Annotated in this window: 22 protein-coding genes and 1 pseudogene; 8 read left to right on the forward strand and 15 right to left on the reverse strand. The window is 67.6% G+C overall.

Features of this window, described 5'->3' with window-relative positions; genetic code table 11:
• Positions 1 to 24: 24 nt before the first annotated feature.
• The 5 genes from choX (at position 25) to ATO6_RS08180 (ending at position 5,786) form a co-directional block, all read left to right on the forward strand.
• Positions 25 to 954: a choline ABC transporter substrate-binding protein gene (gene choX, locus ATO6_RS08160; RefSeq protein WP_088623503.1), complete on the forward strand. Its 930-nt coding sequence runs from the start codon at positions 25 to 27 to the stop codon at positions 952 to 954.
• A 192-nt stretch (positions 955 to 1,146) separates the two neighbouring features.
• Positions 1,147 to 1,986 (forward strand): choline ABC transporter permease subunit, encoded by an 840-nt coding sequence (gene choW, locus ATO6_RS08165; protein WP_088623504.1) that lies wholly within the window; start codon positions 1,147 to 1,149, stop codon positions 1,984 to 1,986.
• Complete coding sequence (gene choV / locus ATO6_RS08170) at positions 1,983 to 2,999, forward strand: choline ABC transporter ATP-binding protein (protein WP_088623505.1); 1,017 nt, start codon at positions 1,983 to 1,985, stop codon at positions 2,997 to 2,999. Before choW ends, choV begins: the two co-directional genes overlap by 4 nt.
• Positions 3,000 to 3,149: 150 nt before the next feature.
• Positions 3,150 to 3,596 (forward strand): (2Fe-2S)-binding protein, encoded by a 447-nt coding sequence (locus ATO6_RS08175; RefSeq protein ID WP_088623506.1) that lies wholly within the window; start codon positions 3,150 to 3,152, stop codon positions 3,594 to 3,596.
• A gap of 3 nt (positions 3,597 to 3,599) precedes the next feature.
• On the forward strand, positions 3,600 to 5,786 hold the full coding sequence (locus ATO6_RS08180; protein ID WP_088623507.1) for a xanthine dehydrogenase family protein molybdopterin-binding subunit: 2,187 nt from the start codon (positions 3,600 to 3,602) through the stop codon (positions 5,784 to 5,786).
• A gap of 48 nt (positions 5,787 to 5,834) precedes the next feature.
• Here ATO6_RS08180 and ATO6_RS08185 read toward each other — a convergent pair whose 3' ends face one another.
• Positions 5,835 to 6,746: an alpha/beta fold hydrolase gene (locus ATO6_RS08185; RefSeq protein WP_088623508.1), complete on the reverse strand. Its 912-nt coding sequence runs from the start codon at positions 6,744 to 6,746 to the stop codon at positions 5,835 to 5,837.
• A 183-nt stretch (positions 6,747 to 6,929) separates the two neighbouring features.
• Positions 6,930 to 7,793, reverse strand: a complete 864-nt coding sequence (locus tag ATO6_RS08190) for an aldo/keto reductase (protein WP_088623863.1) — start codon at positions 7,791 to 7,793, stop codon at positions 6,930 to 6,932.
• 276 nt (positions 7,794 to 8,069) lie between these two features.
• On the opposite strand from ATO6_RS08190, the gene ATO6_RS08195 reads away from it, so the two are divergent.
• Positions 8,070 to 9,731 (forward strand): thiamine pyrophosphate-binding protein, encoded by a 1,662-nt coding sequence (locus ATO6_RS08195; protein ID WP_088623509.1) that lies wholly within the window; start codon positions 8,070 to 8,072, stop codon positions 9,729 to 9,731.
• Positions 9,732 to 9,773: 42 nt separating this feature from the next.
• Here the strand turns inward: ATO6_RS08195 and ATO6_RS08200 are convergent, their stop codons facing one another.
• The 10 genes and pseudogenes from ATO6_RS08200 to ATO6_RS08245 all read right to left on the reverse strand — a co-directional run bounded on the left by ATO6_RS08200 (position 9,774) and on the right by ATO6_RS08245 (position 18,977).
• Complete coding sequence (locus ATO6_RS08200; RefSeq protein ID WP_254919097.1) at positions 9,774 to 10,265, reverse strand: copper chaperone PCu(A)C; 492 nt, start codon at positions 10,263 to 10,265, stop codon at positions 9,774 to 9,776.
• Positions 10,266 to 10,300: 35 nt separating this feature from the next.
• The gene (locus ATO6_RS08205; RefSeq protein WP_088623510.1) at positions 10,301 to 10,645 is read right to left on the reverse strand and encodes a hypothetical protein; all 345 of its coding nucleotides are present in this window, start codon (positions 10,643 to 10,645) and stop codon (positions 10,301 to 10,303) included.
• 103 nt (positions 10,646 to 10,748) lie between these two features.
• Complete coding sequence (gene rpmB / locus ATO6_RS08210; RefSeq protein ID WP_088623511.1) at positions 10,749 to 11,039, reverse strand: 50S ribosomal protein L28; 291 nt, start codon at positions 11,037 to 11,039, stop codon at positions 10,749 to 10,751.
• A gap of 497 nt (positions 11,040 to 11,536) precedes the next feature.
• Positions 11,537 to 12,472, reverse strand: coding sequence for a glyoxylate/hydroxypyruvate reductase A (locus ATO6_RS08215; RefSeq protein WP_088623512.1), 936 nt, complete (start codon positions 12,470 to 12,472; stop codon positions 11,537 to 11,539).
• Positions 12,472 to 13,620: a rod shape-determining protein RodA gene (gene rodA / locus ATO6_RS08220; protein ID WP_088623513.1), complete on the reverse strand. Its 1,149-nt coding sequence runs from the start codon at positions 13,618 to 13,620 to the stop codon at positions 12,472 to 12,474. The genes ATO6_RS08215 and rodA overlap by 1 nt, the downstream gene beginning before the upstream one ends.
• Positions 13,621 to 13,630: 10 nt before the next feature.
• A complete protein-coding gene (gene mrdA / locus ATO6_RS08225) occupies positions 13,631 to 15,574 on the reverse strand; it encodes a penicillin-binding protein 2 (RefSeq protein WP_088623514.1) in 1,944 nt (647 codons plus the stop codon).
• A complete protein-coding gene (locus tag ATO6_RS08230) occupies positions 15,571 to 16,119 on the reverse strand; it encodes a rod shape-determining protein MreD (protein WP_088623515.1) in 549 nt (182 codons plus the stop codon). The genes mrdA and ATO6_RS08230 overlap by 4 nt, the downstream gene beginning before the upstream one ends.
• On the reverse strand, positions 16,112 to 17,017 hold the full coding sequence (gene mreC, locus ATO6_RS08235) for a rod shape-determining protein MreC (protein ID WP_088623516.1): 906 nt from the start codon (positions 17,015 to 17,017) through the stop codon (positions 16,112 to 16,114). The genes ATO6_RS08230 and mreC overlap by 8 nt, the downstream gene beginning before the upstream one ends.
• Positions 17,018 to 17,081: 64 nt before the next feature.
• Positions 17,082 to 18,130 (reverse strand): annotated as a pseudogene (locus ATO6_RS08240) (rod shape-determining protein).
• A gap of 142 nt (positions 18,131 to 18,272) precedes the next feature.
• The gene (locus ATO6_RS08245) at positions 18,273 to 18,977 is read right to left on the reverse strand and encodes an NAD-dependent deacylase (protein ID WP_088623517.1); all 705 of its coding nucleotides are present in this window, start codon (positions 18,975 to 18,977) and stop codon (positions 18,273 to 18,275) included.
• A gap of 43 nt (positions 18,978 to 19,020) precedes the next feature.
• On the opposite strand from ATO6_RS08245, the gene ATO6_RS08250 reads away from it, so the two are divergent.
• Positions 19,021 to 19,470, forward strand: coding sequence for a low molecular weight protein-tyrosine-phosphatase (locus ATO6_RS08250; protein WP_088623865.1), 450 nt, complete (start codon positions 19,021 to 19,023; stop codon positions 19,468 to 19,470).
• A 4-nt stretch (positions 19,471 to 19,474) separates the two neighbouring features.
• Here the strand turns inward: ATO6_RS08250 and ATO6_RS08255 are convergent, their stop codons facing one another.
• The 3 genes from ATO6_RS08255 to ATO6_RS25035 all read right to left on the reverse strand — a co-directional run bounded on the left by ATO6_RS08255 (position 19,475) and on the right by ATO6_RS25035 (position 21,041).
• Positions 19,475 to 19,783, reverse strand: a complete 309-nt coding sequence (locus tag ATO6_RS08255) for a hypothetical protein (RefSeq protein ID WP_369597061.1) — start codon at positions 19,781 to 19,783, stop codon at positions 19,475 to 19,477.
• 236 nt (positions 19,784 to 20,019) lie between these two features.
• Positions 20,020 to 20,799, reverse strand: a complete 780-nt coding sequence (locus ATO6_RS08260) for an MBL fold metallo-hydrolase (protein WP_088623518.1) — start codon at positions 20,797 to 20,799, stop codon at positions 20,020 to 20,022.
• Positions 20,800 to 20,897: 98 nt separating this feature from the next.
• Positions 20,898 to 21,041 (reverse strand): hypothetical protein, encoded by a 144-nt coding sequence (locus tag ATO6_RS25035; protein ID WP_088623519.1) that lies wholly within the window; start codon positions 21,039 to 21,041, stop codon positions 20,898 to 20,900.
• Between the two features lie 110 nt (positions 21,042 to 21,151).
• On the opposite strand from ATO6_RS25035, the gene lepA reads away from it, so the two are divergent.
• Positions 21,152 to 22,954 (forward strand): translation elongation factor 4, encoded by a 1,803-nt coding sequence (gene lepA, locus ATO6_RS08270; RefSeq protein ID WP_088623520.1) that lies wholly within the window; start codon positions 21,152 to 21,154, stop codon positions 22,952 to 22,954.
• The last annotated feature ends 311 nt before the right edge of the window (positions 22,955 to 23,265 follow it).

A 23,265-nucleotide genomic window follows, 5' to 3' on the forward strand; every position in this document is an offset into this window, starting at 1 on the left:
CGGCAACAGGCATGGAGGTGCTGAATGACGAAACGGAGCATGGTGAGCGGTATCGCGCTGGCAATCGCACTGGGCGCGGGCACGGCATATGCGGACTGCGGCGAGGTCGTGTTTTCGGACGTGGGCTGGACCGACATCACCGCGACGACGGCGGCCACGACGACGGTGCTGGAAGCTCTGGGCTACGAGACGGACATCAAGGTGCTGTCGGTGCCGGTGACCTACACCGCGCTCAGCAAGGGCGACGTGGACGTATTCCTCGGCAACTGGATGCCCACGATGGAGGCCGACATCGCGCCCTATCGCGAGGATGGCTCGGTCGAGACGGTGCGCACCAATCTCGAGGGCGCGAAATACACGCTGGCCGTGAACAAGGCGGCCGCCGATCTGGGGATCGGCAACTTCGCCGACATCGCGGCGCAGAAGGATGCGCTGGAGGGCAAGATCTACGGCATCGAGCCGGGCAATGACGGCAACCGGCTGATCATGGACATGATCGGGGCCGATGCCTTCGGCCTGAACGGGTTCGAGGTGGTCGAAAGCTCGGAACAGGGGATGCTGGCGCAGGTGCGCCGCGCGACCGACAAGGGCGAGCCGGTCGTCTTCCTCGGGTGGGAGCCGCATCCGATGAACGCCAATTTCGAACTGACCTACCTGGAGGGCGGGGACGATTACTTCGGCCCGAACCTCGGCGGGGCCGAGGTGATGACGAACACCCGCAAGGGGCTGTCCGGTGAATGTCCGAACCTGGGCAAGTTCCTTGGCAACCTGTCGTTCACGCTGGCCATGGAGAACGAGATCATGGGCGCGATCCTCGACGACGGCGAGTCGCCGGAGGATGCGGCGGAGAAATGGCTGAAGGCCAACCCGGACGTCTGGATGGCCTGGCTCGACGGCGTGACGACCGAGGACGGCGGCGACGCCGTGGCCGCGGTGAAGGCCGAGCTGGAGTGAGCGGGGCCACGGGGGCTTCGGTCTGATGATGCGTGACGCAGGGCAGCGCCCGGCCCGAGGGGGGGCGCAGATGCGCCCGCCCTTTGGGGCGGGGCGGGCGCTGTCCGGTCCGTGGGACCGGGCGGCGGCGACCTCTGAAGCCGGGCTGTTCCTGCGGACCATCGGCGACGCACAAACACAAAAGGATGCCCGATGCTCGACTGGCTGACCGACACCAAGATCCCGGTCGGCAAATGGGCCAAGACCGTCTTCGACTGGCTTGAGCGGAAGGGCGGGTTCTTCTTCGATACGCTCTCCGACCTGCTGGAGGCGATGATCGACGGTCTGCTGTGGCTCTTGCAGGCACCGCATCCGCTGATCGTCATCGCGCTCTTCGCCGGGCTGACATGGGTGCTGCAACGCCGGTGGCAGACCTGCGTTCTGGTGGCGGTCGGGCTGCTGTTCATCCTCAACCAGGGCTACTGGGAGGAAATGACGGAGAGCCTGACGCTGGTGCTGTCGGCCTGCATCGTCTGCATGGGCGTCGGCGTGCCGATCGGCATCGCGGCGGCGCACAGGCCGCGGGTCTATGCGTGGATGCAGCCGGTGCTGGACCTTATGCAGACGCTGCCGACCTTCGTCTACCTGATCCCGGCCATCGTGTTCTTCGGCATCGGCATGGTGCCGGGCCTGATCGCCACGGTGATCTTCGTCCTGCCCGCCCCGATCCGGCTGACGCATCTGGGCGTGTCCTCGACCCCCGTGGCACTGCGCGAGGCGGCGGAGGCGTTCGGCGCGACCCCCCGGCAACTGCTGTGGAAGGTCGAACTGCCCTACGCCCTGCCGCAGATCATGGCTGGGCTGAACCAGACGATCATGCTGTCGCTGTCGATGGTGGTGATCGCGGCGCTGGTCGGAGCCGACGGGCTTGGGGTGCCGGTGGTCCGGGCGCTGAATTCGGTCAACACCGCGCTCGGGTTCGAGAGCGGGTTCGTCATCGTGGTCGTGGCCATCGTGCTGGACCGGATGCTGCGGGTCGGGGGGCGGAAATGAGCGTTGTGGAGTTCGACCGCGTCTCCATCGTCTTCGGCGGCAAGCCGGACGAGGCGCTGCCGTTGATGGACAAGGGCCAGACCCGCGCCGAGGTCGAGGCGGCGACCGGGCAGGTGCTGGGCGTCCACGACTGTACGCTGGCGGTCGAGGAAGGCGAGATCCTCGTCCTCATGGGCCTGTCGGGATCGGGCAAGTCGACGCTGCTGCGGGCCGTCAACGGGCTGAACCCCGTGACGCGCGGCTCGGTCACGATCCGCGACGGCGACTGGAGCTGCACCCTGCCGGGCGACGGGGCCAAGGCGCTCGGGCGGCTGCGCAGGCAATGCGTGGCGATGGTGTTCCAGAGCTTCGGCCTGCTGCCATGGCGCAACGTGCGCGACAACGTGGCTTTCGGGCTGGAACTGGACGGCGTCGGAAAGGCCGAACGCAACCGGCGCGCGGAGGAGAAGCTGGAGCTTGTCGGCCTGACGGGCTGGGCCGACCGCAAGGTGGCCGAGCTGTCGGGCGGCATGCAGCAGCGCGTGGGTCTGGCCCGCGCCTTTGCCACCGACGCGCCGATCCTGCTGATGGACGAGCCGTTCTCGGCGCTCGATCCGCTGATCCGCACCCGGCTTCAGGACGAGTTGCTTGCGCTGCAGAAGGACCTGCGCCGCACGATCCTGTTCGTCAGCCACGATCTGGACGAGGCCTTCAAGATCGGCAACCGCATCGCGATCATGGAGGGCGGGCGGATCGTGCAGTGCGGCACCCCGTCCGAGATTATCACAGCACCCGCAACGGATTACGTGGCCGAGTTCGTGGCCCACATGAACCCACTCGGTGTCCTGCGCGCTGCCGACGTGATGACGCCCGCGACCGGTGCGCAGGAGGGCGCGGTCATCGCGCCGGACACCCCGCTGCGCGAGGTGATCGCGCGGCTGGCCGGGGATGACACGGTGCTGACGGTCGCCGGGGAGGACGGGGCCATGGGCCGTATCACCGCCTCGGAGATCGTCGCGGCCCTGTCGCGCTGAGGCGCCGAACCTGCCCGGCGAACTGATGAAGTCGTCTCATGACCGCTATCGGGCGTCGGTCATTGTGGTTGCCAGCCTCTGAGCCACCTTGTGGACCAGCAGTCCTTCCGCGCGCCGGCGCGGGGGACCGGGCCGCAGCAGAGGAATGCCATGCAACTGAACGTCAACGGAGCCACCCACGAAGTCGATGTCGAGCCGGATACGCCGCTGCTCTGGGTCATCCGCGAGGAGCTGGGCCTGACCGGCACGAAATACGGCTGCGGCATCGCCGCCTGCGGGGCCTGCACGGTTCTGGTCGACGGACAGCCGACACGGTCCTGCGTGACGCCCGCCGACACCGTCGAAGGCCAGCGCATCACGACGATCGAGACCGTGGAGGAAACCGAGACCGGCCGCCGCGTGGTCGCCGCCTGGGTCGAGCATCAGGTGCCGCAGTGCGGATACTGCCAGTCCGGGCAGGTTCTCGCCGCCACGGCGCTGCTGCGCGATGTGCCCGCGCCGACGGATGCCGATATCGACGACGCGATGACCAACCTGTGCCGCTGCGGGACCTACAACAAGATCCGCGATGCCGTGCGCAGCGTGGCGGAGGGCTGATCCATGACCTTTCTCGACAGGATCGCGTCGCGGACCCCCGTCAACGTCTCGCGCCGGGGCTTTCTGGCCGGAACCGGTGCGCTCGTCCTTGCCGCAACCCTGCCGCTCCGCCCCGCGCGCGGGCAGCAGGCGGCCGAGGGCGGCCCGGCCGTTCAGGCTTTTCTGGAACTGCGGCCCGACGGGACGGCCCTACTGAAGAGTCCGTTTCACGAGGGCGGGCAGGGGATCTACACCACCATGGCCCAGATCGTGGGCGAGGAACTGGACCTCGCGCCCGACAGCTTCACGGTCGAGATCGCGCCCCCCGGCGGCCCGTTCGGCGTGATGGGCGGCTTCCGCCTGACCGGCGGCAGCGCCTCGACCCGGACGTCCTACGACCTGATGCGCCGTCTGGGCGCCTCGGCCCGCGCCATGCTGATCGAGGCGGCGGCGACCCGGTGGGACGTGGAAGCCGCGACGCTTGTCACCGAACCGGGGGCGGTGCTGCATCCCGACAGCGGGCGGCGTCTGGCCTATGGCGAACTGGCGGCTGACGCGATGGACCTGCCGGTGCCGGCCGAGGCCCCGCTGAAGGACCCGTCGAATTTCCGCTGGATCAGGACGCCTGTGGCCCGTCTGGATGTCCGTGACAAATCCACCGGCCAGACGAAATACGCCATCGACGTCGAGGTCGAGGGCATGCTGCTGGCCGCCGTCCGGCACGCGCCGCGCCTCGGGCTGGCGCCGACCGAAGTGACCAACCGGGCCGCCATCGAGGCGATGCGCGGGGTGCATTCGGTGCATCTACTGGACGGGGCCGTGGCCGTGGTGGCCGACCGGTTCTGGCAGGCCCGCCGCGCGATCGACGAGGCGCAGATCGAATGGGGGCCGGGCACGTCGAAATGGCCTATGCCCGAGGATTTCTCCTCCGCAGGGTTCCGCGACACGCTGGCTTCGGCCACGGGCGAGGTGGTGCAGATCGAGGCGACGGGCGATGCCGCCGCCGCGCTCGAGGCGGCCGGGACGGTGATCGAGGCGACCTATGACGCCCCCTTTGTCGTGCATGGCCAGCTGGAGCCGCCATCGGCCACGGCGCGGTTCAACGAAGACGGCACGCTGGATGTCTGGCTGCCGAACCAGGCGCCTGAGCAGTTCATGACCGCAGCGGCTGCCGCGGCCGGGATCGAGCCGCAGAACGTGCGGATCCACGGGCAGATGCTGGGCGGGTTCTTCGGGCGGCATTTCCTCTACGAAACCGCGAACCCGTTCCCGCAGGCCATCGCGCTGGCCCGCGCCGTCGGGCGCCCGGTCAAGCTGATCTGGACCCGCGAGGAAGACTTCCTGCGTGACGCCCCGCGTCCGCTGGGACTGGCGCGGTTCCGCGGCGTGCCCGGACCCGATGGCCCCGTCGCGCTGACCGCAGAGGTGGTGGGCGAGGGCCCGACGGGCCGCTGGTATGGCGCGCCTCCGGGCCGCGATGCCTCGGCCACCGAAGGCATATCGGGCAAGGCCTATGCCATTCCGAACAGCCATATCGGCCAGGTCTACGTGCCGAACCCCGCCGTCATCGGCTATTGGCGGTCGGTCGGGCATTCGATGCATGACTTCATGTACGAGTGCTTTCTTGACGAACTCGCCGCGGCGGGCGGTCAGGACCCCTATGAAATGCGGCGCGGGCTGTTGGCGGGGAACGACCGGCTGACGGCATTGCTGGAGGCGACGGTTGAACTGTCCGGCGGCTGGCGGCCCGGCCCCTACGAGGCCGAGGACGGCTCGCGCCGGGCGCGCGGGATCGCGATGGCTTCGCCCTTCGGGTCCGAGGCGGCGGCGATCGCCGAGGTCTCGCTCGAGGACGGCGAGGTGCGTGTGCACACCGTCTGGACCGCGCTGGACCCCGGCCAGATCGTCAATCCGGCGATTGTCGAGGCGCAGGTGCAGTCGGCCGTGGCGCTTGGCGTGTCGCAGACGCTGCTGGAGGAACTGGTCTACGAGAACGGCGAACCCACGGCGCGGAACTTCGGCATGTATCCGATCCTCGGGCCGGACCGGATGCCCGCCGTGCGCGTCGCGATCCTTGAAAGCGGCGCGCCCATGGGCGGGGTCGGGGAACCGGGGCTGCCTGCGGTCGGGCCCGCCATCGTGAACGCGGTCGCGGCCCTGACGGGCCAGCGGATCCGCAGCCTGCCGCTGTCCCGGCACGACTTCGGCTAGAGGCCGCGCCTGTGGCGCCCCGCCCGTGAAAGGGCGGGGCGTCATGAGTCAGCGCAGTCCGTGGCGGTCGATGAAGTCCAGCACCGCCGCGGCGATCGGTTCCGCGATCGCCGGATCGAGGTGGAAATGGTGGTCGCCCGGCAGATCCAGCGTCTCGTAGACCGGCACCAGCCGTTGTGCGAGCGCGATCAGGTCGGTGGTCTGAGGCCGCTTCTTGCGGACCCCGGTTTCGGCCCAGATGTTCAGCACGGGGCACTGCAGCGACCGCAGGACGGTTTCCATCTGTTCGCGCGTCAGCTTGACCGCCGAACTGGCGAACAGGCGCGGATCGCCGCGCATCCTGACGCCCTCCGGCACCTCCTCCAACGCGCGGGCGGCCAGCGCCTCGGAGGTCCGGGGCGAGTTTCCCTGCTCCTGACGGCGCCGGATATAGGCGTCGCGGCTCGGGAAGGTGCGCAACGTGCCGGTCTTGCGCCTGCGGGTGTCCTCGATGAAGGCGCGGAGGGTCGTGGCGAAGTCGGCGGGATCGTTCGCCGCCGGCACCAGCGAGTCCAGCGCGATGAACGCGCGGACCTTCTCGGGCTGCGCCGCCGTGAACAGCGACGAGATGTTGGCCCCCCGCGAATGGCCCATGATGATGCAGTCGCTCCAGCCCAGCAGGTCCAGAAGTTCGGCGATCTGGGGCAGGTCGTCCCAGATGTTGTAGGTGGCATGGGCCGCGCGGCGGGAGCTTAGCCCCTGTCCGCTGAGGTCGGGCGCCACGACGTGGCAGCCGGTCAGCAGGGGGGCGAGGATGCCGTAGCTGTCGGCGTGGTCCATCCAGCCGTGCAGGGCCAGAACCGGGGTGCCGTCCTCGGGGCCCCATGACAGGCCCTGATAGGTCAGCCCGTCGATGTCCCAGCTGACCGCGCGCGCGGTGTCCTGCCCGATCGTGTTCTGCCCCTTGTCCTGCGCTGTCATTCCTGCCTCATTCGTCTGTTTCCGTTGCGTCCCGGCGGACATACCGCAGGACACTGGTGGATGAGAAGCCGAAGGGCGCAGGTGACAGGATGCGGAACGGAAAACGGCGCGCACCGGTCGACCGGTGCGCGCCGCTGCGGCATATCGGGCCGGTCCGGGGAGGGCAGGACCGGCCCGACCTGCTCACATCTTGCCGCCGTAGACGGGGAAGACGCTCGCGTCGCCGTAATCCTTGATCGGCTCGGCGTTCTTCAGCGCCTCCATATCCGCGTCGGAGATCACGAAGTCCACGTCCGCGTTGTTCTGCATATGCGCCGGGTTCGCCGTCTTGGGCAGCGGCAGCAGGCCCAGTTGCAGGACGTAGCGGATGCAGAGCTGCGGAACGCTGACGCCGTATTTCTCGGCCATCGCCTTGATCTCGACATTGTCGAGGATCTGGCCGTGGCCGACCGGCGAATAGGCTTCGACGAGGATGTCGTTGGCCTTGATGTAGTCGATCAGCTCGAAGGGCGTGTTGCTGACATGCGCGAGGATCTGGTTCAGCATCGGCTTGACCTCGGCATTGTCGATCAGGTTCTGCAGGTCGTCCTTTTCGAAGTTCGACACGCCGATGGCGCGCAGCTTGCCGTCCGCATAGGCCTCTTCCAGCGCCTTCCACGCCGCGAGGTTGCCCTCGAAGAAGCGGTCGTCGCCCGCGAAGTTCTGCCAGGGCTGCGGGCTGTGGATGATCATCAGGTCGATGTAGTCCAGCCCCATCGTGGCGAGCGACCAGTCGATGGCCGCCTTGGCCTCGTCATAGGACTTGATCCCGGCGTCCAGCTTGGTGGTCACGAACAGGTCTTCGCGCGCCACGCCGCTGTCGCGGACGCCTTCGCCCACGCCACGCTCGTTCTGGTAGGCCTGCGCGGTGTCGATGTGCCGGTAGCCGAGCTTGACGGCGGCCTTGACCGCGTCGGCGACCTTGTCGTCCTCGATCATCCATGTGCCGAGACCCAGCTTGGGGATCGCGACGCCGTTCGGCAGGGTGTATGTCTCTTGCAGTATCATCAGTCTTCCTTTCATCACGCGCGCCGCAGCGGCGTTCGATTTCCGGATCGCGGTGTGCACGCCCCTGTCCCTCGGGGCCGGGGAGGATGCCGTGTCCTTCGACGTGACAGGTAGTCCCGTGACGGGGCCGAAATAATCGGTGGAAAATCGAAAGCACTCATGAGGCGAGAACATGAATGCTCCCCTGTCCGCGCGCATGGCATCGGCGCTCGCCCCCTTTCCCTTTCCCGTCCTTTCGGAAAGAGTGGCGCCGGAACAAGCGAAGGAGCCGCCCCGATGACCGTCACCCTCACCGAACGCACCGGGGCCCGTGTCCTGGTCGACCAGCTGATCGCGCAGGGTGTCACCCACGCCTCATGCGTGCCGGGCGAAAGCTACCTGAGCGTTCTCGACGCGCTGATCGATTCCGGCGTCGACCTCGTCACCTGCCGGCAGGAAGGCGGTGCGGCGATGATGGCCGAAGGCTGGGGCAAGCTGAGCGGCCGGCCGGGCATCTGCTTCGTCACCCGCGGGCCGGGCGCGACCAATGCGGCAGCCGGCGTGCACGTTGCCATGCAGGACTCGACGCCCATGATCCTGTTCGTCGGCCAGATCGGCCGTGAGATGCGCTATCGCGAGGCGTTCCAGGAACTCGACTACGGTGCGGTCTTCGGCACGATGGCCAAGTGGGCGTTCGAGATCGACGACGCCGCGCGGATTCCCGAACTCGTCGCCCGCGCCTTCCGCGTGGCGACCCAGGGCCGCCCCGGCCCGGTGGTGATCGCGCTGCCCGAGGACATGCTGGCCGATGTCGTGACGGTCGCCGACGCGCCTGCCGCCGCGCCGGTCGAGATGGCCCCGACCGCCACCGACGCGGCGAAGCTGGGCGAGCTGCTGGCGGGGGCCGAACGGCCCTTCGCGATCTTCGGCGGCTCCCGCTGGGACGCGGCCTCGGTCGCCAGCTTCACCGGGCTCTGCGAGCGCTACGCCATCCCCTTCGCCGCCTCGTTCCGGCGGGCGGGGCAGGTGCCCTCGCAGCATCCGAACTACGCGGGCGACCTGAGCCTCGGCGCGAACCCGGCACTGATCAAGGCCGTGACGGATGCCGACGTGATCCTGCTCATGGGCGGGCGGATGTCGGAAAGCCCCTCGCAGGGATACACGCTGCTGCCGATCCCCTCGGGGCCGCAGACGCTGATCCACATCCATCCGGACCCCGAGGAGATCGGGCGCGTCTACCAGCCGACGCTTGGGATCGTGGCGACGCCCAAGGGCATGGCGCCGGTCTTTGACGGCCTCTCGCCCGACAACCCCCGCCAGGGCGAGGCGGTGGCCGAGGCCCGCGCCGCCTATATGGACTGGTCCGAGGTTCCGCGCGAGAACCCCGGCAAGCTGCAGATGGGGCAGGTGCTGAAATGGATGCGCGATGAACTGCCGGACGATGCGATCCTGACCAACGGGGCCGGGAACTTTGCCATCTGGCTGAACCGTTACTACCGGTTCCGCAGCTTCAACACCCATCTCGCACCGACCTCCGGCTCGATGGGCTACGGCTTCCCGGCTTCGGTCGCGGCCAAGCGGGCCCATCCCGACCGGACGGTCGTCTGCCTCGCCGGTGACGGGGATTTCCTGATGACCGGGCAGGAATTCGCGACCTGCATCCACCACGACATCCCGGTAATCGTGGTGCTGGTGGACAACGGCATGTACGGCACGATCCGCATGCACCAGGAACGCGAATTCCCGAACCGCGTCAGCGCGACGGCCCTGACCAACCCGGATTTTGCCGCGCTGGCCGAGGCCTATGGCGGGTTCGGGATGCGGGTGGAAACGGCGGAGGATTTCCCGGCGGCCTTCGAGGCGGCGCAGGCCAGCGGCAAGCCCGCGATCCTGCACCTGATCCTCGACCCCGAGGCGCTGTCGCCGACCGCGACGATCACCGGCCTGCGCAACCGCTGAGCCGGGTAAGGCGCGGCCTTTCGGGGCCGCGCCTGCGGACGCTCAGTTCGACACCTTGTGGCCGTGTTTCATCTGGCCCGCCGCTTGCGGCTGGCGCTCCAGATCGACCGGGATCTCGACGGTCATCTCGCCCGCCTTCTCGAAGGTCAGGGTCACGGTGACGGTGTCGCCCTGGGCCCATGGACCGGTCAGCCCCATGAACATCACGTGGTCGCCGCCACGGGCCAGCGCATGGGTGCCGCCCGCGGGGATCTCGAACCCGTCCTCGTTCTCGCGCATCTGCATGACGCCGTTGCCCGCGTCGATATGCGTGTGCAGTTCGACCCGCGCGGCGGCCTCCGAGGCGACGCCGGTCAGCCGGTCGTCCTCGGTGCCGGCGTTGTGGATCGTCATGAAGGCGGCGCCGGACTGCGCCATCATGCCCGAGGTGCGGGCATAGGCATCCTCGACGGTGATGTCCCCGGCGAGGAGCGTTGCGGGGACGAGGGTGAAAACCGCGGCGGTCAGCGCGCGGCGGAACATGGTGTCGGTCATCTGTCTGTCCTTGAATCTGAAGCTTTGTGTGCGGATCAGGACGGAACAGGGGGCCCCCGCGCGATGGCCGTGGGGCTCAGACGGGCGTGGGCCGAAGTGCTGTAGGGGGTGCGCTCCAGCCGGCCGATGCGGGCGACCGGCACGGGCAGGACCGGGGGCAGGGCGATGGCCTGCAGGATCAGGAAGGCGTTGTCGGGGCAGAGGTGGGCGTGGCCAATGGGCTGCCCGTCCGCGTCGATCGCCACCATCACCGGGCCGGTGCCGGTGCAGAGTTCCGCGTAGCCCGCAGCGCCCGGCATGCCGCGTGCGATCGCCGCCGCCTGGGCGGTCACGGCCATCATCAGGGCCAGCGCGAGGGCGAGAATCGGGCGCAGCGTCATGCGGGCAAACTAGGCAGCGGCGGGCAGGGCGCAAGCGCGTCAAATGGAAACAGCCCCGGCCTTGCGGCGCGGGGCTGTGATCTTACGGAAGATCGGGGCGCAATCAGGCGGTTGCGGCCTGGGCCTTCGCGATCTCTTTCTTGACCTTCAGCGCGTTCACGGAGAGGTCCGCATCGCTCGCCTTGGCGAGGAACTTGTCCAGACCGCCGCGGTGATCGACGGTGCGCAGGGCCGAGGCGCTGATGCGCAGCTTGATGTTGCGGCCGAGCGTTTCGGAACGCAGGGACACGTCGTTCAGGTTCGGCAGGAAGCGACGCCGGGTCTTGTTGTTGGCGTGGCTCACGTTGTTGCCCGTCATCGGGCCTTTTCCGGTCAGTTCGCAGCGGCGCGACATGGCTCGTCCTCGATCTTCTGCGGGCGGCGGGGCCCTGATACATATGAATGGGCGCCGCCTGATGCAGCGCCACCGAATTCCGTCCGCGCTCTGTATGGCGATCGAGGGGAGAGGTCAAGAGGCAAGAGCGGAAGGGATCCGACCCGGCGCGGGGCTGCCCGGAGACCTGCGCGACCACACGGAGCGCGCGTGCCGCGCGCACGCCTTTAGTGGGCATTTCCTTTCCTGCGGAAAGAAAATGCGGTGCCTCCGGCGGAAGTATTTTCGGCCAGAGGAAGCAGGGGAACGCCGGAGCAGGTTCCGGCCCCTTGCGCGAGGGCAAGGGGCCTTCCCCTGGCACGGTCATCGACACTTCTGCCTGTACCGCGGGTCCACCGTGACCCATCAGAGTTAAGGTTCCGTTACTTCCTCTGGCGGGAAATACTTCGGGGTCCGGGGCAGAGCCCCGGTCCGCCCGTGACGCAGGCGCGGTGCTGTCGGCAAGGTCGATTCGCCTGTCAGTAACCCGCGGCGCGGTCCACGAGATGCAGGAGCGGCTCGCCCGCCTCGGCGCGGCGGACGTTCTCGGCGATGATCTCGGAGGCCGTGTCGGGGCGGGTCTCGGAGGCCACGTGCGGGCTGACCGTCACGCGGGGGTGCGCCCAGAAGCGGTGCTCCGGCGGCAGCGGTTCCTGCCGGACGACGTCGAGCGTGGCGTGGCCGATCGCGCCGCTGTCCAGGGCGTCGAGCAGGGCGTCGTCGTCGATCAGCGTGCCGCGGCCGGGGTTCAGGATGACCGCGCCCTCGGGCAGCAGCGACAGGCGGGCGGCGTCGAGCAGGCTGTCCGTTTCGGGCGTCGCGGGCAGCAGGAGGACGAGGATTTCAGCCCGGCGCAGCGCCTCGGTCAGGCCGTCGGGGCCGGAGAGGCAGGTGAGGCCGGGCAGGTCCTTGGGGCGGCGGCTCCAGCCCGTCACGGGAAATCCGAGCGCGGTCAGCGATCCGGCGCAGGCGGCGCCGAGCGCCCCGAGGCCAAGGATGGTGACCGGACGGTCCCTGGCCAACGGCGGCACCTCGGGGCGCCAATCGCCGGACTGGTTGGCCAGCAGCCGGTCGATGCCGAGGTGGTGGCGCAGGACCTGGCCGGTGACCCATTCGATCATGCCCGCACGCAGGCCGTCGTCGACCATGCGGGTCAGCGGCATGGTCAGGGAGGCATTGCCGACGATCTTTTCCACCCCGGCCCAGAGGCTCAGCACCGCCTTGCAGCGCGTGTAGGGGGTGAAATCGGTGAAACCGTCGGGGGTGGGAGCGTAGACGATATAGTCGACCTCGGCGGGCGGCAGGTCGGTCGCCAGCACCGCCTCGCTCAGGCCCGCCGCGTCGAGGGCGTGGCGCAGGGGGGCCTGATACTGCGGCCAGCGGTGCGAACCGCCGGCGAAGAGGATATTGACCATCAGCGGCGGCCCCGCGGACGGTGGACATGGGCGCTCTGGACCAGGCCGAAGGCCGCCAGCAGCACCAGCATGGCCGAGCCGCCGTAGCTGACCATCGGCAGCGGCACGCCCACGACGGGGGCGAGGCCCATGACCATCGCCATGTTCACCGCGAAGAACAGGAAGAAGGTCGTCCCGATCCCGAGCGTCAGCAGTGCGCCGTAGCGGTTCTGGTTGGTCAGGGCCGAGTGGAAGCAGAACACGATGATCAGCGCGTAAAGCACCAGCAGCGACGCTCCGCCGAGAAAGCCGAATTCCTCGGCCAGCGTGGTGAAGATGAAGTCGGTGTGCTTTTCCGGCAGGAAGTTCAGCCGCGACTGCGTGCCCTGCATGAAGCCGCGCCCGGTCCAGCCGCCGGAGCCGAGCGCGATCTTGGACTGGGTGATGTGATAGCCCGCCCCCAGCGGGTCGTTCGACGGGTCGAGGAAGGTGTCGATCCGGCGGAACTGGTAGTCCTTGATCAGCTGCCAGTCCGTGCCGCGCGACTTGAAGACCGCCGCCACCAGCCCGCTGCCCGCCGCGATGACGGCGGCGAAATAGGCCCAGTGGACACCGGCGAAGAACATCATCGCCCCGCCGCCGCAGAGCAGGAGCAGCGCGGTGCCGAGGTCGGGCTGTTTCAGGACGAGGAAAGTCGGCAGCAGGATCATCAACACCGGCACGGCGACCCAGACGGGGTGGGATACCTTGCGCACCGGCAGCCAGTCGTAATAGGCGGCCAGCAGCATCACCATGGTGATCTTCGTCAGCTCGGACGGCTGCAGGCGGATGAACCCGAGGTCGATCCAGCGCTGTGCCCCCATGCCTATGGCGCCGAACAGCTCCACCGCCAGCAGCAGCGCCAGCGAGCCCAGATAGGCCACCCCGGACACGTTGCGCCAGAACCAGACCGGCACCATGGCGATCAGCACCATGCCGACGAAACCGGCAGCAAAGCGCTTGATCTGCGGTTCGGCCCATGGCGCGAAGGAGCCGCCGGCGACCGAGTAGAGCATAAGGAACCCGACGCTGGCCACGGCGAGCAGAAGCAGCGCGAGGGGCCAGTTCAGGTAGAGGATCTTGCGCGGCCCGGACGGGGTGGTCTGGACGGAATACTCTAGGTAACTCATGCCGCCGCCCTCATGCCCGGCTCTTGGCCGAGGATTCGTCGGCCGGGCGCAGGGCGCGCAGGCGTTCCTGCTGGGACCGGATGCGGCCGCGGTCCTTTTCGGGATAGGCCGTCAGCGGCGGGTCGTCGCCATAAAGCGCCTGCAGGGTGATGTCGCGCGCAAGCGGCGCCGCGGCGGTCGAGCCACCGCCGCCATGTTCCACCACCACGGCCACCGCGACCCTGGGATTGTCGTAGGGCGCGAAATTTACGAACAGCGCATGGTCGCGCCGGTTCCACGGCAGTTGGTCGTTCCGGGTTACCCCGCGCGCCCGTTCGGCGGCGGTGATGTTGCGGACCTGGCTGGTGCCGGTCTTGCCGGCCATGCGGAAAGCGTCTTCGGCGATGCGGTTGGAATAGGCGGTGCCGCGCCGGTTGTTCGACACCTGGTACATCGCCTTGCGCACCTGCCGCAGGTGGTTCTCGTTCAGGCCGAGGCTCGGCCCCCTGCCATCTGGTTGTTCGACCGTGTCGACCGATTTCAGCAGCCGTGGCGACACCGCGTGACCTGTGGCGATCCGCGCGGTCATCACCGCCAGCTGCAGCGGCGAGGCCAGCACGAAGCCCTGGCCGATGGCCGAGTTCACGCTGTCCCCGATCAGCCAGTCTTCGCCGCGGATTTCCTTTTTCCACGCCTTGTCCGGTGCCAGACCCTGCGCGACGGCGGACATCGGTATGTCGTGGCGCACGCCGATGCCGAGCCGCTGCGCCATGTCGGAGATCCGTTCGATCCCGACCTCCAGCGCCAGTTCGTAGTAGTAGACGTCGCAGCTTTCGCGCAGCGAGCCTTCGAGGTTCATATGCCCGTGCCCGCCGCCTTTCCAGCAGTGGAAACGGCGTCCGCCGACCTCGAGGTGGCCGGGGCAGTAATAGGTGTCCTCGGCGGTGATGATCCCCGCTTCGAGCCCGGCCAGCGCCGCGACCATCTTGAAGGTCGAGCCGGGCGGATAGGTCCCCTGCACGGTTTTCGACGCCAGCGGACGATAGTCGTTTTCGGTCAGCGCCTTGTAATCCGCGACCGAGATCCCGCGCACGAAGAGGTTGGGGTCGTAGGAGGGCGAGGAGCCGATGGCCAGCAGATCGCCCGTCTGGCAGTCCATCACCACCGCGCTGGCGCTGTCATCGCCCATCCGGGCCTGCACGTAGTTCTGCAGCATGTGGTCGATGGTCAACTGCAGGTTCGCGCCCGGCTGGCCTTCGCGGCGGCTGAGTTCGCGCATGACGCGGCCGGTGGCGTTGACCTCGACACGGCGGGCGCCCGCCTTGCCGCGCAGGTTGTCCTCCAGCTTGGACTCGATCCCGACCTTGCCGATCTGGAACCGGGGGATGCGCAGCAGCTGGTCGGGTTCTTCCATCCGCTCCAGATCGTAGTCGGAAATCGGACCGACATAGCCCACGACATGGGCAAAGTCCTTGCCGAGCGGATAGATGCGGCTCAGGCCCACCTCGGGGGTGATGCCGGGCAGGGCGGGGGCGTTGACGGCGACGCGGCTGATGTCGTCCCAGCTGACCCGGTCGGCCAGCGTGATCGGCAGGAAGGGGGCCGAGCGGGCCATTTCCGTCCGGGCCTTTTCCAGCTCGTCCGGGTCCAGTTTGACGATCCGCGACAGCCGGTCGATCACGGCGTCCACGTCGCCCGCATCCTCGCGCGTGATCACGATGCGATAGGCCTGTTCGTTGCCCGCGACCAGCCGGCCGTTGCGGTCAAAGATCTCGCCCCGCGCGGGCGGGATCAGGCGGATGTTGACGCGGTTCTCTTCGGCCAGCAGGCGGAATTCGTCGGCCTGGTCGACCTGCATGTAGCGCATCCGCGCCCCGAGCAGCCCCATGACGCCAAGCTGCGCGCCGCCGAGCAGTAGGCCCCGGCGGGTGATCCGGCGGCTGCTTTCGGCGCTGTCCTTGGGTGTGCGTCTCATGCCGTGCGTCCCAGTTCGTCGTGGCTGGCCGAGATCCGGCGGACCCCCATGAAGGTGCCGAAGAACACCGCAGCCAGCGGATAGACCGCGACCGAGACCACCAGCTGCATCAGGTTCAGCACCAGCGGCGGTTGCGGCGTCAGGAAGATCGCCAGCGCCACCCGGTAGCCCAGCAGGACACCAGCCATCACGGCGGCGGCGGCGGCCCATTCGGTCAGGAAGTTCATCTCGCGCGTCGTGCGGGCGCGGGCGCGCAGCCATTCGCAGCCCACGACCACCAGTGCGGCCATCAGGCCGGGCGGGCGCTGGAACATCAGGTCGGCCAGAAAGACCAGCGTCCCGACGGCCAGCGCGGGGGCGTAGTCCGGGCGGCGCAGCGTCCAGACGCAGGCGAGCGTCAGCAGCAGGTCGGGCCCCGCCCAGCGACGTGGCGTGGTTTCCAGCGGCAGGAGGTTGAACAGGATCACCCCCAGCCCGATGCCGAGGAAGGCGATCCGCATCGACCAGCGCCGCGCGGCCCCTTGGCGTCCCGCCACCTCAGCCATTGCCGGGATCCCCCGCAGAGGCGGTGTCGGCGGGCATCAGACGCGGCGAGACGAGGCTGCCCGGATCGTCGATGTCCTCGGTCCCGAGGTGGCGCAGCACGCGCAGGAATTCCAGCCGTTCGTAATCCGCCGCCAGCCGCACGCGCAGCCGCCCGCCCGGATCCTGCGCGACCTGACCGATCAGCAGACCGGCCGGAAACACCCCGCCGTCACCGGAGGAGATCACCCGGTCGCCGGGCCGCACGAGGCTGGGGTCCTCGATGAACTCGATCGGCGGGGTGGCCGAGTTGTCGCCCGACAGGATCGCCCGCTGGCCCGAAGGCTGGATCGTCACCGGGATGCGGCTGGAGGTGTCGGTCAGCAGCAGGACGCGGCTGGTCGCCCCGCCCACGCCCGAGATGCGCCCGACCAGCCCGATGCCGTCCATCGTCGCCCAGCCGTCTACGATCCCGTCCCGCGTGCCGACGTTCAGCAGCACCGACTGCCGGAAGGGCGAGCCGCTGTCGGCCAGCACCACGCCGGTGATATAGGTGAGGCGCGGATCCAGCCGGACGTTGTTCAGGTCCAGCAGCCGGGCGTTTTCCTGCTCCAGCTGCAGTGCCGCTTCCTTCCACGCCTTCATCTGCTGCAACTCGCGCCGCAGCTCCCGGTTCTGTTCGTGGATGCGGTGATAGCTCTGGAAATCGCGCAGGATGTTCAGCGTGCCCGTCACCGGCGCCATGGCCCAGTCGAACGAAGGCATCACACGGTCGATCACCTGCGCGCGAAACCGTTCGACGCGCGGGCTGTCGATGCGCCAGACGATGAAGATCGCGACAAGACACAGGACCAGCACCCCGACCAGCAGACGGCGGAGCGGGGTAACGAAATCCTCGTCCTGTCCACGGTTGCGTGCCATGAACGTCCCTTGGCGATGGCGCAGCGCGCCGTTCCGGGTGTGACCTGACGTCAGCCTCTACGGCTTAACTGTCGTAGTCAATCGCATGCCTCAGCTGCTTTTCGTACTCCAGCGCCTTGCCGGTGCCGAGCGCCACGCAGTTCAAACTTTCGTCAGCGATGGAGACGGACAGGCCGGTCTGCTCGCGCAGGGCAAGGTCCAGATCGCCCAGAAGCGCGCCGCCGCCGGTCAGCATGACGCCCCGGTCGACGATATCCGCCGCCAGATCGGGCGGGGTGGCTTCGAGCGCGGTCATCACCGCCTCGCAGATCTGCTGGACGGGTTCGGCCAGCGCCTCGGCCACCTGGGCCTGGGTGATCTCGGTCTGCTTCGGCACGCCATTCAGCAGGTCGCGGCCGCGCACCTCCATGGACGCGCCGCGCCCGTCGTCGGGCATCCGCGCGGTGCCGATCGAGGTCTTGATCCGTTCGGCGGTGGATTCGCCGACCAGCAGGTTCTGCTGGCGGCGCAGGTAGTTCACGATGGCCTCGTCCATCCGGTCGCCGCCGACGCGGACCGAGCGGGCATAGACGATGTCGCCCAGCGACAGGACGGCCACCTCGGTGGTGCCGCCGCCGATGTCGACGACCATGTTGCCGGTCGGATCGGTGATCGGCATGCCGGCCCCGATGGCCGCCGCGATCGGTTCCGCGATCAGGCCCGCGCGGCGGGGGCGCCCGCCGACAGAACCGACTGGCGGATCGCGCGCTTTTCAACCGGGGTCGCGCCATGCGGGACGCAGACGATGATCTTGGGCTTGGAGAAGGTCGAGCGCTTGTGCACCTTTCGGATGAAGTGCTTGATCATCTCTTCGGCCACGTCGAAGTCCGCGATCACGCCCTCGCGCATCGGGCGGATGGCCTCGATGCTGCCCGGTGTCCGGCCCAGCATCAGCTTCGCGTCTTCACCGACGGCCAGCACCTTCTTGACGCCGTCCTTGACGTGATAGGCGACGACAGAGGGTTCCGACAGTATGACGCCCTTGCCTTTCACGTAGACAAGCGTGTTCGCAGTTCCGAGGTCGATCGCCATGTCAGACGAAAAAAGCCCCGGCATCTTGTCGAAAATTCCCATGTCGTGATTGATCCTGCCCGAGTGAATCCCCATAGGCCCGCGACTCGGCGATCGCAGGCAGGCCTGAGTTATAGGCTTGGGCCCAATGGGGCGAAAGGGGGCGTACCCAGCAAATCAGCGTGATTCTGCCGCATCCGCAGCATCAGAGCCCCACGTTGGCCAGGATTCCGTCCACCCACATCGGCACGACCTCGCTGGCCGGGCCCCGGATGACATCGTCGAAATCGCTGGTGACTTCCGACGCCTCGAGGTTGATCTCGATCGTCCGCGCGCCGACGTGGCGGGCAATGCGGACAAAGCCCGCCGCCGGATAGACGTTGCCGCTGGTGCCGATGGCCGCGAACAGGTCGCAGGTCGCGAGGTGTTCCTGTATCTCGTCCATGTGATAGGGCATCTCGCCGAACCAGACGGTGTCGGGCCTGAGCCGGCCGCCGCAGTCGTCGCAGCGTTTCGCCACGTCCCAGGGCACCTCGAAGGGCTGGGGATATTTCACGCCGCAGACGTTGCACTTCATGTCGTCGGACACGCCGTGCATGTGCAGCACGGCCTGCGCCCCGCCGCGTTCGTGCAGCCGGTCGACGTTCTGCGTGACGAGGATCAGTTCGCCGGGATATTCCGCCTCCAGTCGCGCGATGGCCTCGTGGGCGGCGTTCGGCTGCGCCTCCAGATGCTTCAGGCGGCGGGTGTTGTGGAATTCGGCGAATGTCTCGGGGTCGTTCGCGAACCCCTCGGGCGTGGCCAGCGCGGCGATGCGCTTGTCGTTCCACAATCCTCCGGGGCCGCGATATGTGCCGAGCCCGCTTTCGGCGGAAATCCCCGCGCCGGTCAGGATGACGATCTTGTCCATTGGCACCTCCTCGGGCATTCAGCAAAGCATGGAGGTGCCGCCGATGACCAGCCCCCGCCGCATCCTATTCGTATGTCTGGGCAACATCTGCCGTTCGCCCGCCGCCGAAGGCGTCACCCGCGCGATGGCCGAGGGCAGGGGGTTGACGCTGGACAGTGCGGGCACCGGCGGCTGGCATGTGGGCGAGCCGCCCTACGGGCCGATGCAGCAGGCGGCGGCGCGGCGCGGTTACGATCTGTCCGTGCTCAGGGCGCGGCAGTTCGTGCCGGGCGATTTCCTGCAGTTCGACCTGATCGTGGTGATGGATGCCGACAATCGGCGCGAGGTGGAGCGCCAGCGGCCGGAGGGCAACCATGTGCCCGTGCGGCTGATGACCGAGTTCGCGCCGGAAACGGGCGCCAGGGCGGTGCCCGATCCCTATTACACGCGCGATTTCGACGGGGCGCTGGACCTGGTGGAAACCTGCGCCCGTGGCCTGATCGCGTCCCTCTGATCCGTCAGGAACAGCTGGCCGCGGCCTTGGCGCCGAAGGACTTGTAGCGGCCCCAGAATTCGTTGTGATAGGCCGATTTCGACATCCGCACTTCCTGTGCCATGTCCGGCTTGGTGAAGAACTTGGCCGCCAGCCGCTGGTCCTGCGCGGTCAGCATGGCATTCGCCACGTTCTGGATGCAGCCGCACAGGCTGCGCGACGCACTGGCCCGGTCCGAACGCATGCAGGCGTTGTCGATCGGGCCCGCAAGGGCGGCACCCGCAGTAAACGTGCTCGCGGCGAAAACGGCCGCAACGGTAAAGGCTTTCATCATTGCCCCTTCTTCTGCTCCTGTCGGCCTGAAGCGCCTGTCACGCGGCCGATCTATTGGTCGGGCGACCCTTGCCTGTGGCCACCCTTGATGCGCGTAAATCGCCATAAATCTGTGGAAAAGTCAATTTGTCAGAGCGGCGCAGGTTGCCCGCCGTGGCGGTCCGGCACAGCCCACAAGATGATGGGGCGCGGCCTGCGCCACGCCCCATCTTTGGCCGGTCCCGAGGGAAGGAACGGTCAGCCCTGTGTCTGTTCCCCGTACCACGGACCGCGCTTGACCTCGGTCGAGGCGCCCGCGTCGGACAGCAGAGTCGCGAACTTGTCCACGTCGAGATCGCGGTAGTGGTAGGGATAGACGTATTTCGGCGCGAACTCGGCCACGGCCGAAGCCGCCTGTTCCTCGTCCATCGTGTAGGGCAGGTTGAACGGGACGAAGGCCACGTCGATGCCGCTCAGCGCGCGCATCTCGGGGATGTCCTCGGTGTCGCCCGCGATGTAGACGGTCAGACCCTCGAAGCTCAGGATATAGCCGTTGTCCCGGCCCTGCGGATGATACTGCAGGCGGTCCTCGGTCAGGTTGTAGGCCGGGATCGCGCTGATCTTGAGACCCAGGACCGTCGTTTCCTCGCCATTCCCGATGCTGGTCGCCCGCGCCTTGAGCCCGTCCGGCAGCATCTCGAACACCGCGGGGTTGGCGACGATCTGTGTCGTCGGCCCGACGATGCCCTCAAGCGTCTCGGCACTGTAGTGATCGCCATGCTCGTGGGTGATCAGGATCAGGTCGGGGGCGGGGAAGTCGGAATACTGCTCGGCCGCGCCGACCGGGTCGTTGTAGATCGTGCCGACCGGCGTCTCCATCACGAAGGACGCATGGGCGACGGGGTGCACCGTCACATCGCCCCCGGTCGCGCTGAACATATCGCTGGCATGGGCCGCGGCCATTGCGGCGTAGGGCAGAAAGACGGTGGCGCCCGCGGCGGCGGCGCCCGTTCCGATGAAATGGCGTCTGGTGATCATTGTGGCAGCTCCCTGTCGTGTCACACCTTCCCTATACGTTAGGGTTGGGTGACCGGATGTCGCGTTCACGTTTGCGTTTGTGTCCTGCGCCCGCCCGTTCAGTCGCCACGCCCCGACAGGGCCGCCCCTATCGCCGCCCCGGCCGCCGCCCCGACGCTGATGCCGATGGCCAGGTTGTCCGTCGCCACGCCGACGGCCGTGCCGATGCCGATACCGACGGCAGTCCAGGATGCGATGTTCAAGGCGAAATCCTCCTGCCCCGAGGCTAGCCGCGCAGGGCCGCGAAATCAAACGCGCGGCCCGCGTCAAGCCATCTTCCAGAGGCACCCCGGCTCTGATAATGCACCGCCCCATGACCGACAGATCCCTGATCCGCAACTTCTCCATCGTCGCCCACATCGACCACGGGAAATCCACCCTGGCCGACCGGCTGATCCAGCTCACCGGCACCGTCGCCGAACGCGACATGCAGGAGCAGCTTCTCGACTCGATGGATATCGAGCGGGAGCGCGGGATCACCATCAAGGCGAACACCGTCCGCATCGATTACCCGGCGAAGGACGGCAAGACCTACGTCCTGAACCTGATCGACACCCCCGGCCACGTCGACTTCGCCTACGAGGTGTCGCGCTCGATGCAGGCCGTCGAAGGCTCGCTGCTGGTCGTCGACGCCACTCAGGGCGTCGAGGCGCAGACGCTCGCCAACGTCTACCAGGCCATCGACGCGGATCACGAGATCGTCCCGGTCCTGAACAAGATCGACCTGCCCGCCGCCGAACCCGGCCGGGTGAAGGAGCAGATCGAGGACGTCATCGGCATCGACGCCTCCGAAGCGGTGCCGATTTCCGCCAAGACCGGCCTCGGCATTCCCGACGTGCTGGAAGCCATCGTCACCCGTCTGCCCGCGCCGCCCGAGGGCGAGGCCGACAAGCCGCTCAAGGCGATGCTGGTGGATTCGAAATACGACCCCTACCTCGGCGTCGTCGTCATCGTGCGCGTCATCGACGGCGTGCTGAAAAAGGGCCAGCGTATCAAGATGATGCGCACCGGCGGCGTCTACGAGATCGACCGGCTGGGCGTCTACAAACCCGCCATGGTCGAGGTCAAGGAACTGGGGCCGGGCGAGATCGGCTATATCACCGCGCAGATCAAGCAGGTCCGCGACACCCGCGTCGGCGACACGATCACGACGGAAAAGAAGGGCTGCGAGGTCGCGCTGCCGGGCTTCAAGCCCTCGATCCCCGTGGTGTTCTGCGGCCTCTTCCCCGTCGACAGCTCGGAATTCGAGGACCTGCGTGACGCGATCGAGAAGCTGGCGCTGAACGACGCCTCCTTCACCTTCGAGATGGAAACCTCGGCCGCCCTCGGCTTCGGCTTCCGCTGCGGCTTCCTCGGCCTGCTGCACCTCGAGGTGATCCGCGACCGGATCGAGCGCGAGTATGACATCGAGCTGATCACCACCGCGCCGTCGGTGATCTATCACATCCACATGCGCGGCGGCGAGATGATCGAGCTGCACAACCCCGCCGACATGCCCGATCCCACCCATATCGAGCATATCGAGGAGCCGCGGATCAAGGCGACCATCATGGTCCCCGACGAGTATCTCGGCGACGTGCTCAAGCTCTGCCAGGACCGGCGCGGGATCCAGATGGACCTGACCTATGCCGGCGCGCGGGCGATGGTGGTCTACGACCTGCCGCTGAACGAGGTGGTCTTCGACTTCTACGACCGGCTGAAGTCGGTGACCAAGGGCTATGCCTCCTTCGACTACCAGCTGGTCGGCTATCGCGAGGACAAGCTGGTCAAGATGCAGATCCTCGTGAACGACGAACCCGTCGACGCGCTGTCCATCATGGTCCACCGCGACCGGGCCGAGCAGCGGGGCAGGGCGATGTGCGAGAAGCTGAAAGAGCTGATCCCCCGCCACATGTTCAAGATCCCGATCCAGGCGGCCATAGGCGGCAAGGTGATCGCGCGGGAGACGCTGGCGGCGCTGCGAAAAGACGTGACGGCGAAGTGCTACGGCGGCGACGCGACGCGGAAGCGGAAATTGCTGGACAAGCAGAAGGCTGGTAAGAAGAAGATGCGCCAGTTCGGGAAGGTGGATATTCCGCAGGAGGCGTTTATCTCGGCGTTGAAGATGGATGGGTGAGCGGCTTGCGCCGCTCACCGCTCACTTCTCTTTTCGGACACCTTTAAAGGGTGTCTTGCTCGAGGTCTTCACGTCCATGAAGCGACCAGATTTCGTGTCGCGCTTAACGAAGTGACCTGAAGGTGTTTTGGTCTGTGAACGACCTTTCACCATTCCATTTCGATGTCCGTCTCCCGACGGCGGGTTTGTAGCCATCTCTTGGTATCCTAGCTGGTGTGGCAGGTGTAGCTGCAGTAGTAGCAGCCGTTCGATTGAAGGTAGTGCCGTTGGGCCTCCACTACGGCGGACCAACAACTGCTATGCTCACCAAG

The organism is Oceanicola sp. 22II-s10i (assembly GCF_002210105.1).
GTDB lineage: Bacteria > Pseudomonadota > Alphaproteobacteria > Rhodobacterales > Rhodobacteraceae > Pseudooceanicola.

Bases quoted from the DNA above. Each gene is read 5' to 3' on its own strand.
- mrdA (WP_088623514.1), bottom strand. From the start codon at position 15,574: ATGAGACGCACACCCAAGGACAGCGCCGAAAGCAGCCGCCGGATCACC.
- choX (WP_088623503.1), top strand. From the start codon at position 25: ATGACGAAACGGAGCATGGTGAGCGGTATCGCGCTGGCAATCGCACTG.
- ATO6_RS08200 (WP_254919097.1), bottom strand. From the start codon at position 10,265: ATGACCGACACCATGTTCCGCCGCGCGCTGACCGCCGCGGTTTTCACC.
- rpmB (WP_088623511.1), bottom strand. From the start codon at position 11,039: ATGTCGCGCCGCTGCGAACTGACCGGAAAAGGCCCGATGACGGGCAAC.
- ATO6_RS08215 (WP_088623512.1), bottom strand. From the start codon at position 12,472: ATGGTCAATATCCTCTTCGCCGGCGGTTCGCACCGCTGGCCGCAGTAT.
- lepA (WP_088623520.1), top strand. From the start codon at position 21,152: ATGACCGACAGATCCCTGATCCGCAACTTCTCCATCGTCGCCCACATC.
- ATO6_RS08255 (WP_369597061.1), bottom strand. From the start codon at position 19,783: ATGATGAAAGCCTTTACCGTTGCGGCCGTTTTCGCCGCGAGCACGTTT.
- ATO6_RS08185 (WP_088623508.1), bottom strand. From the start codon at position 6,746: ATGACAGCGCAGGACAAGGGGCAGAACACGATCGGGCAGGACACCGCG.
- ATO6_RS08260 (WP_088623518.1), bottom strand. From the start codon at position 20,799: ATGATCACCAGACGCCATTTCATCGGAACGGGCGCCGCCGCCGCGGGC.
- ATO6_RS08190 (WP_088623863.1), bottom strand. From the start codon at position 7,793: ATGATACTGCAAGAGACATACACCCTGCCGAACGGCGTCGCGATCCCC.
- ATO6_RS08250 (WP_088623865.1), top strand. From the start codon at position 19,021: ATGACCAGCCCCCGCCGCATCCTATTCGTATGTCTGGGCAACATCTGC.
- ATO6_RS08230 (WP_088623515.1), bottom strand. From the start codon at position 16,119: ATGGCTGAGGTGGCGGGACGCCAAGGGGCCGCGCGGCGCTGGTCGATG.
- ATO6_RS08205 (WP_088623510.1), bottom strand. From the start codon at position 10,645: ATGACGCTGCGCCCGATTCTCGCCCTCGCGCTGGCCCTGATGATGGCC.
- ATO6_RS08175 (WP_088623506.1), top strand. From the start codon at position 3,150: ATGCAACTGAACGTCAACGGAGCCACCCACGAAGTCGATGTCGAGCCG.
- ATO6_RS08180 (WP_088623507.1), top strand. From the start codon at position 3,600: ATGACCTTTCTCGACAGGATCGCGTCGCGGACCCCCGTCAACGTCTCG.
- choV (WP_088623505.1), top strand. From the start codon at position 1,983: ATGAGCGTTGTGGAGTTCGACCGCGTCTCCATCGTCTTCGGCGGCAAG.
- ATO6_RS08195 (WP_088623509.1), top strand. From the start codon at position 8,070: ATGACCGTCACCCTCACCGAACGCACCGGGGCCCGTGTCCTGGTCGAC.
- choW (WP_088623504.1), top strand. From the start codon at position 1,147: ATGCTCGACTGGCTGACCGACACCAAGATCCCGGTCGGCAAATGGGCC.
- rodA (WP_088623513.1), bottom strand. From the start codon at position 13,620: ATGAGTTACCTAGAGTATTCCGTCCAGACCACCCCGTCCGGGCCGCGC.
- mreC (WP_088623516.1), bottom strand. From the start codon at position 17,017: ATGGCACGCAACCGTGGACAGGACGAGGATTTCGTTACCCCGCTCCGC.
- ATO6_RS08245 (WP_088623517.1), bottom strand. From the start codon at position 18,977: ATGGACAAGATCGTCATCCTGACCGGCGCGGGGATTTCCGCCGAAAGC.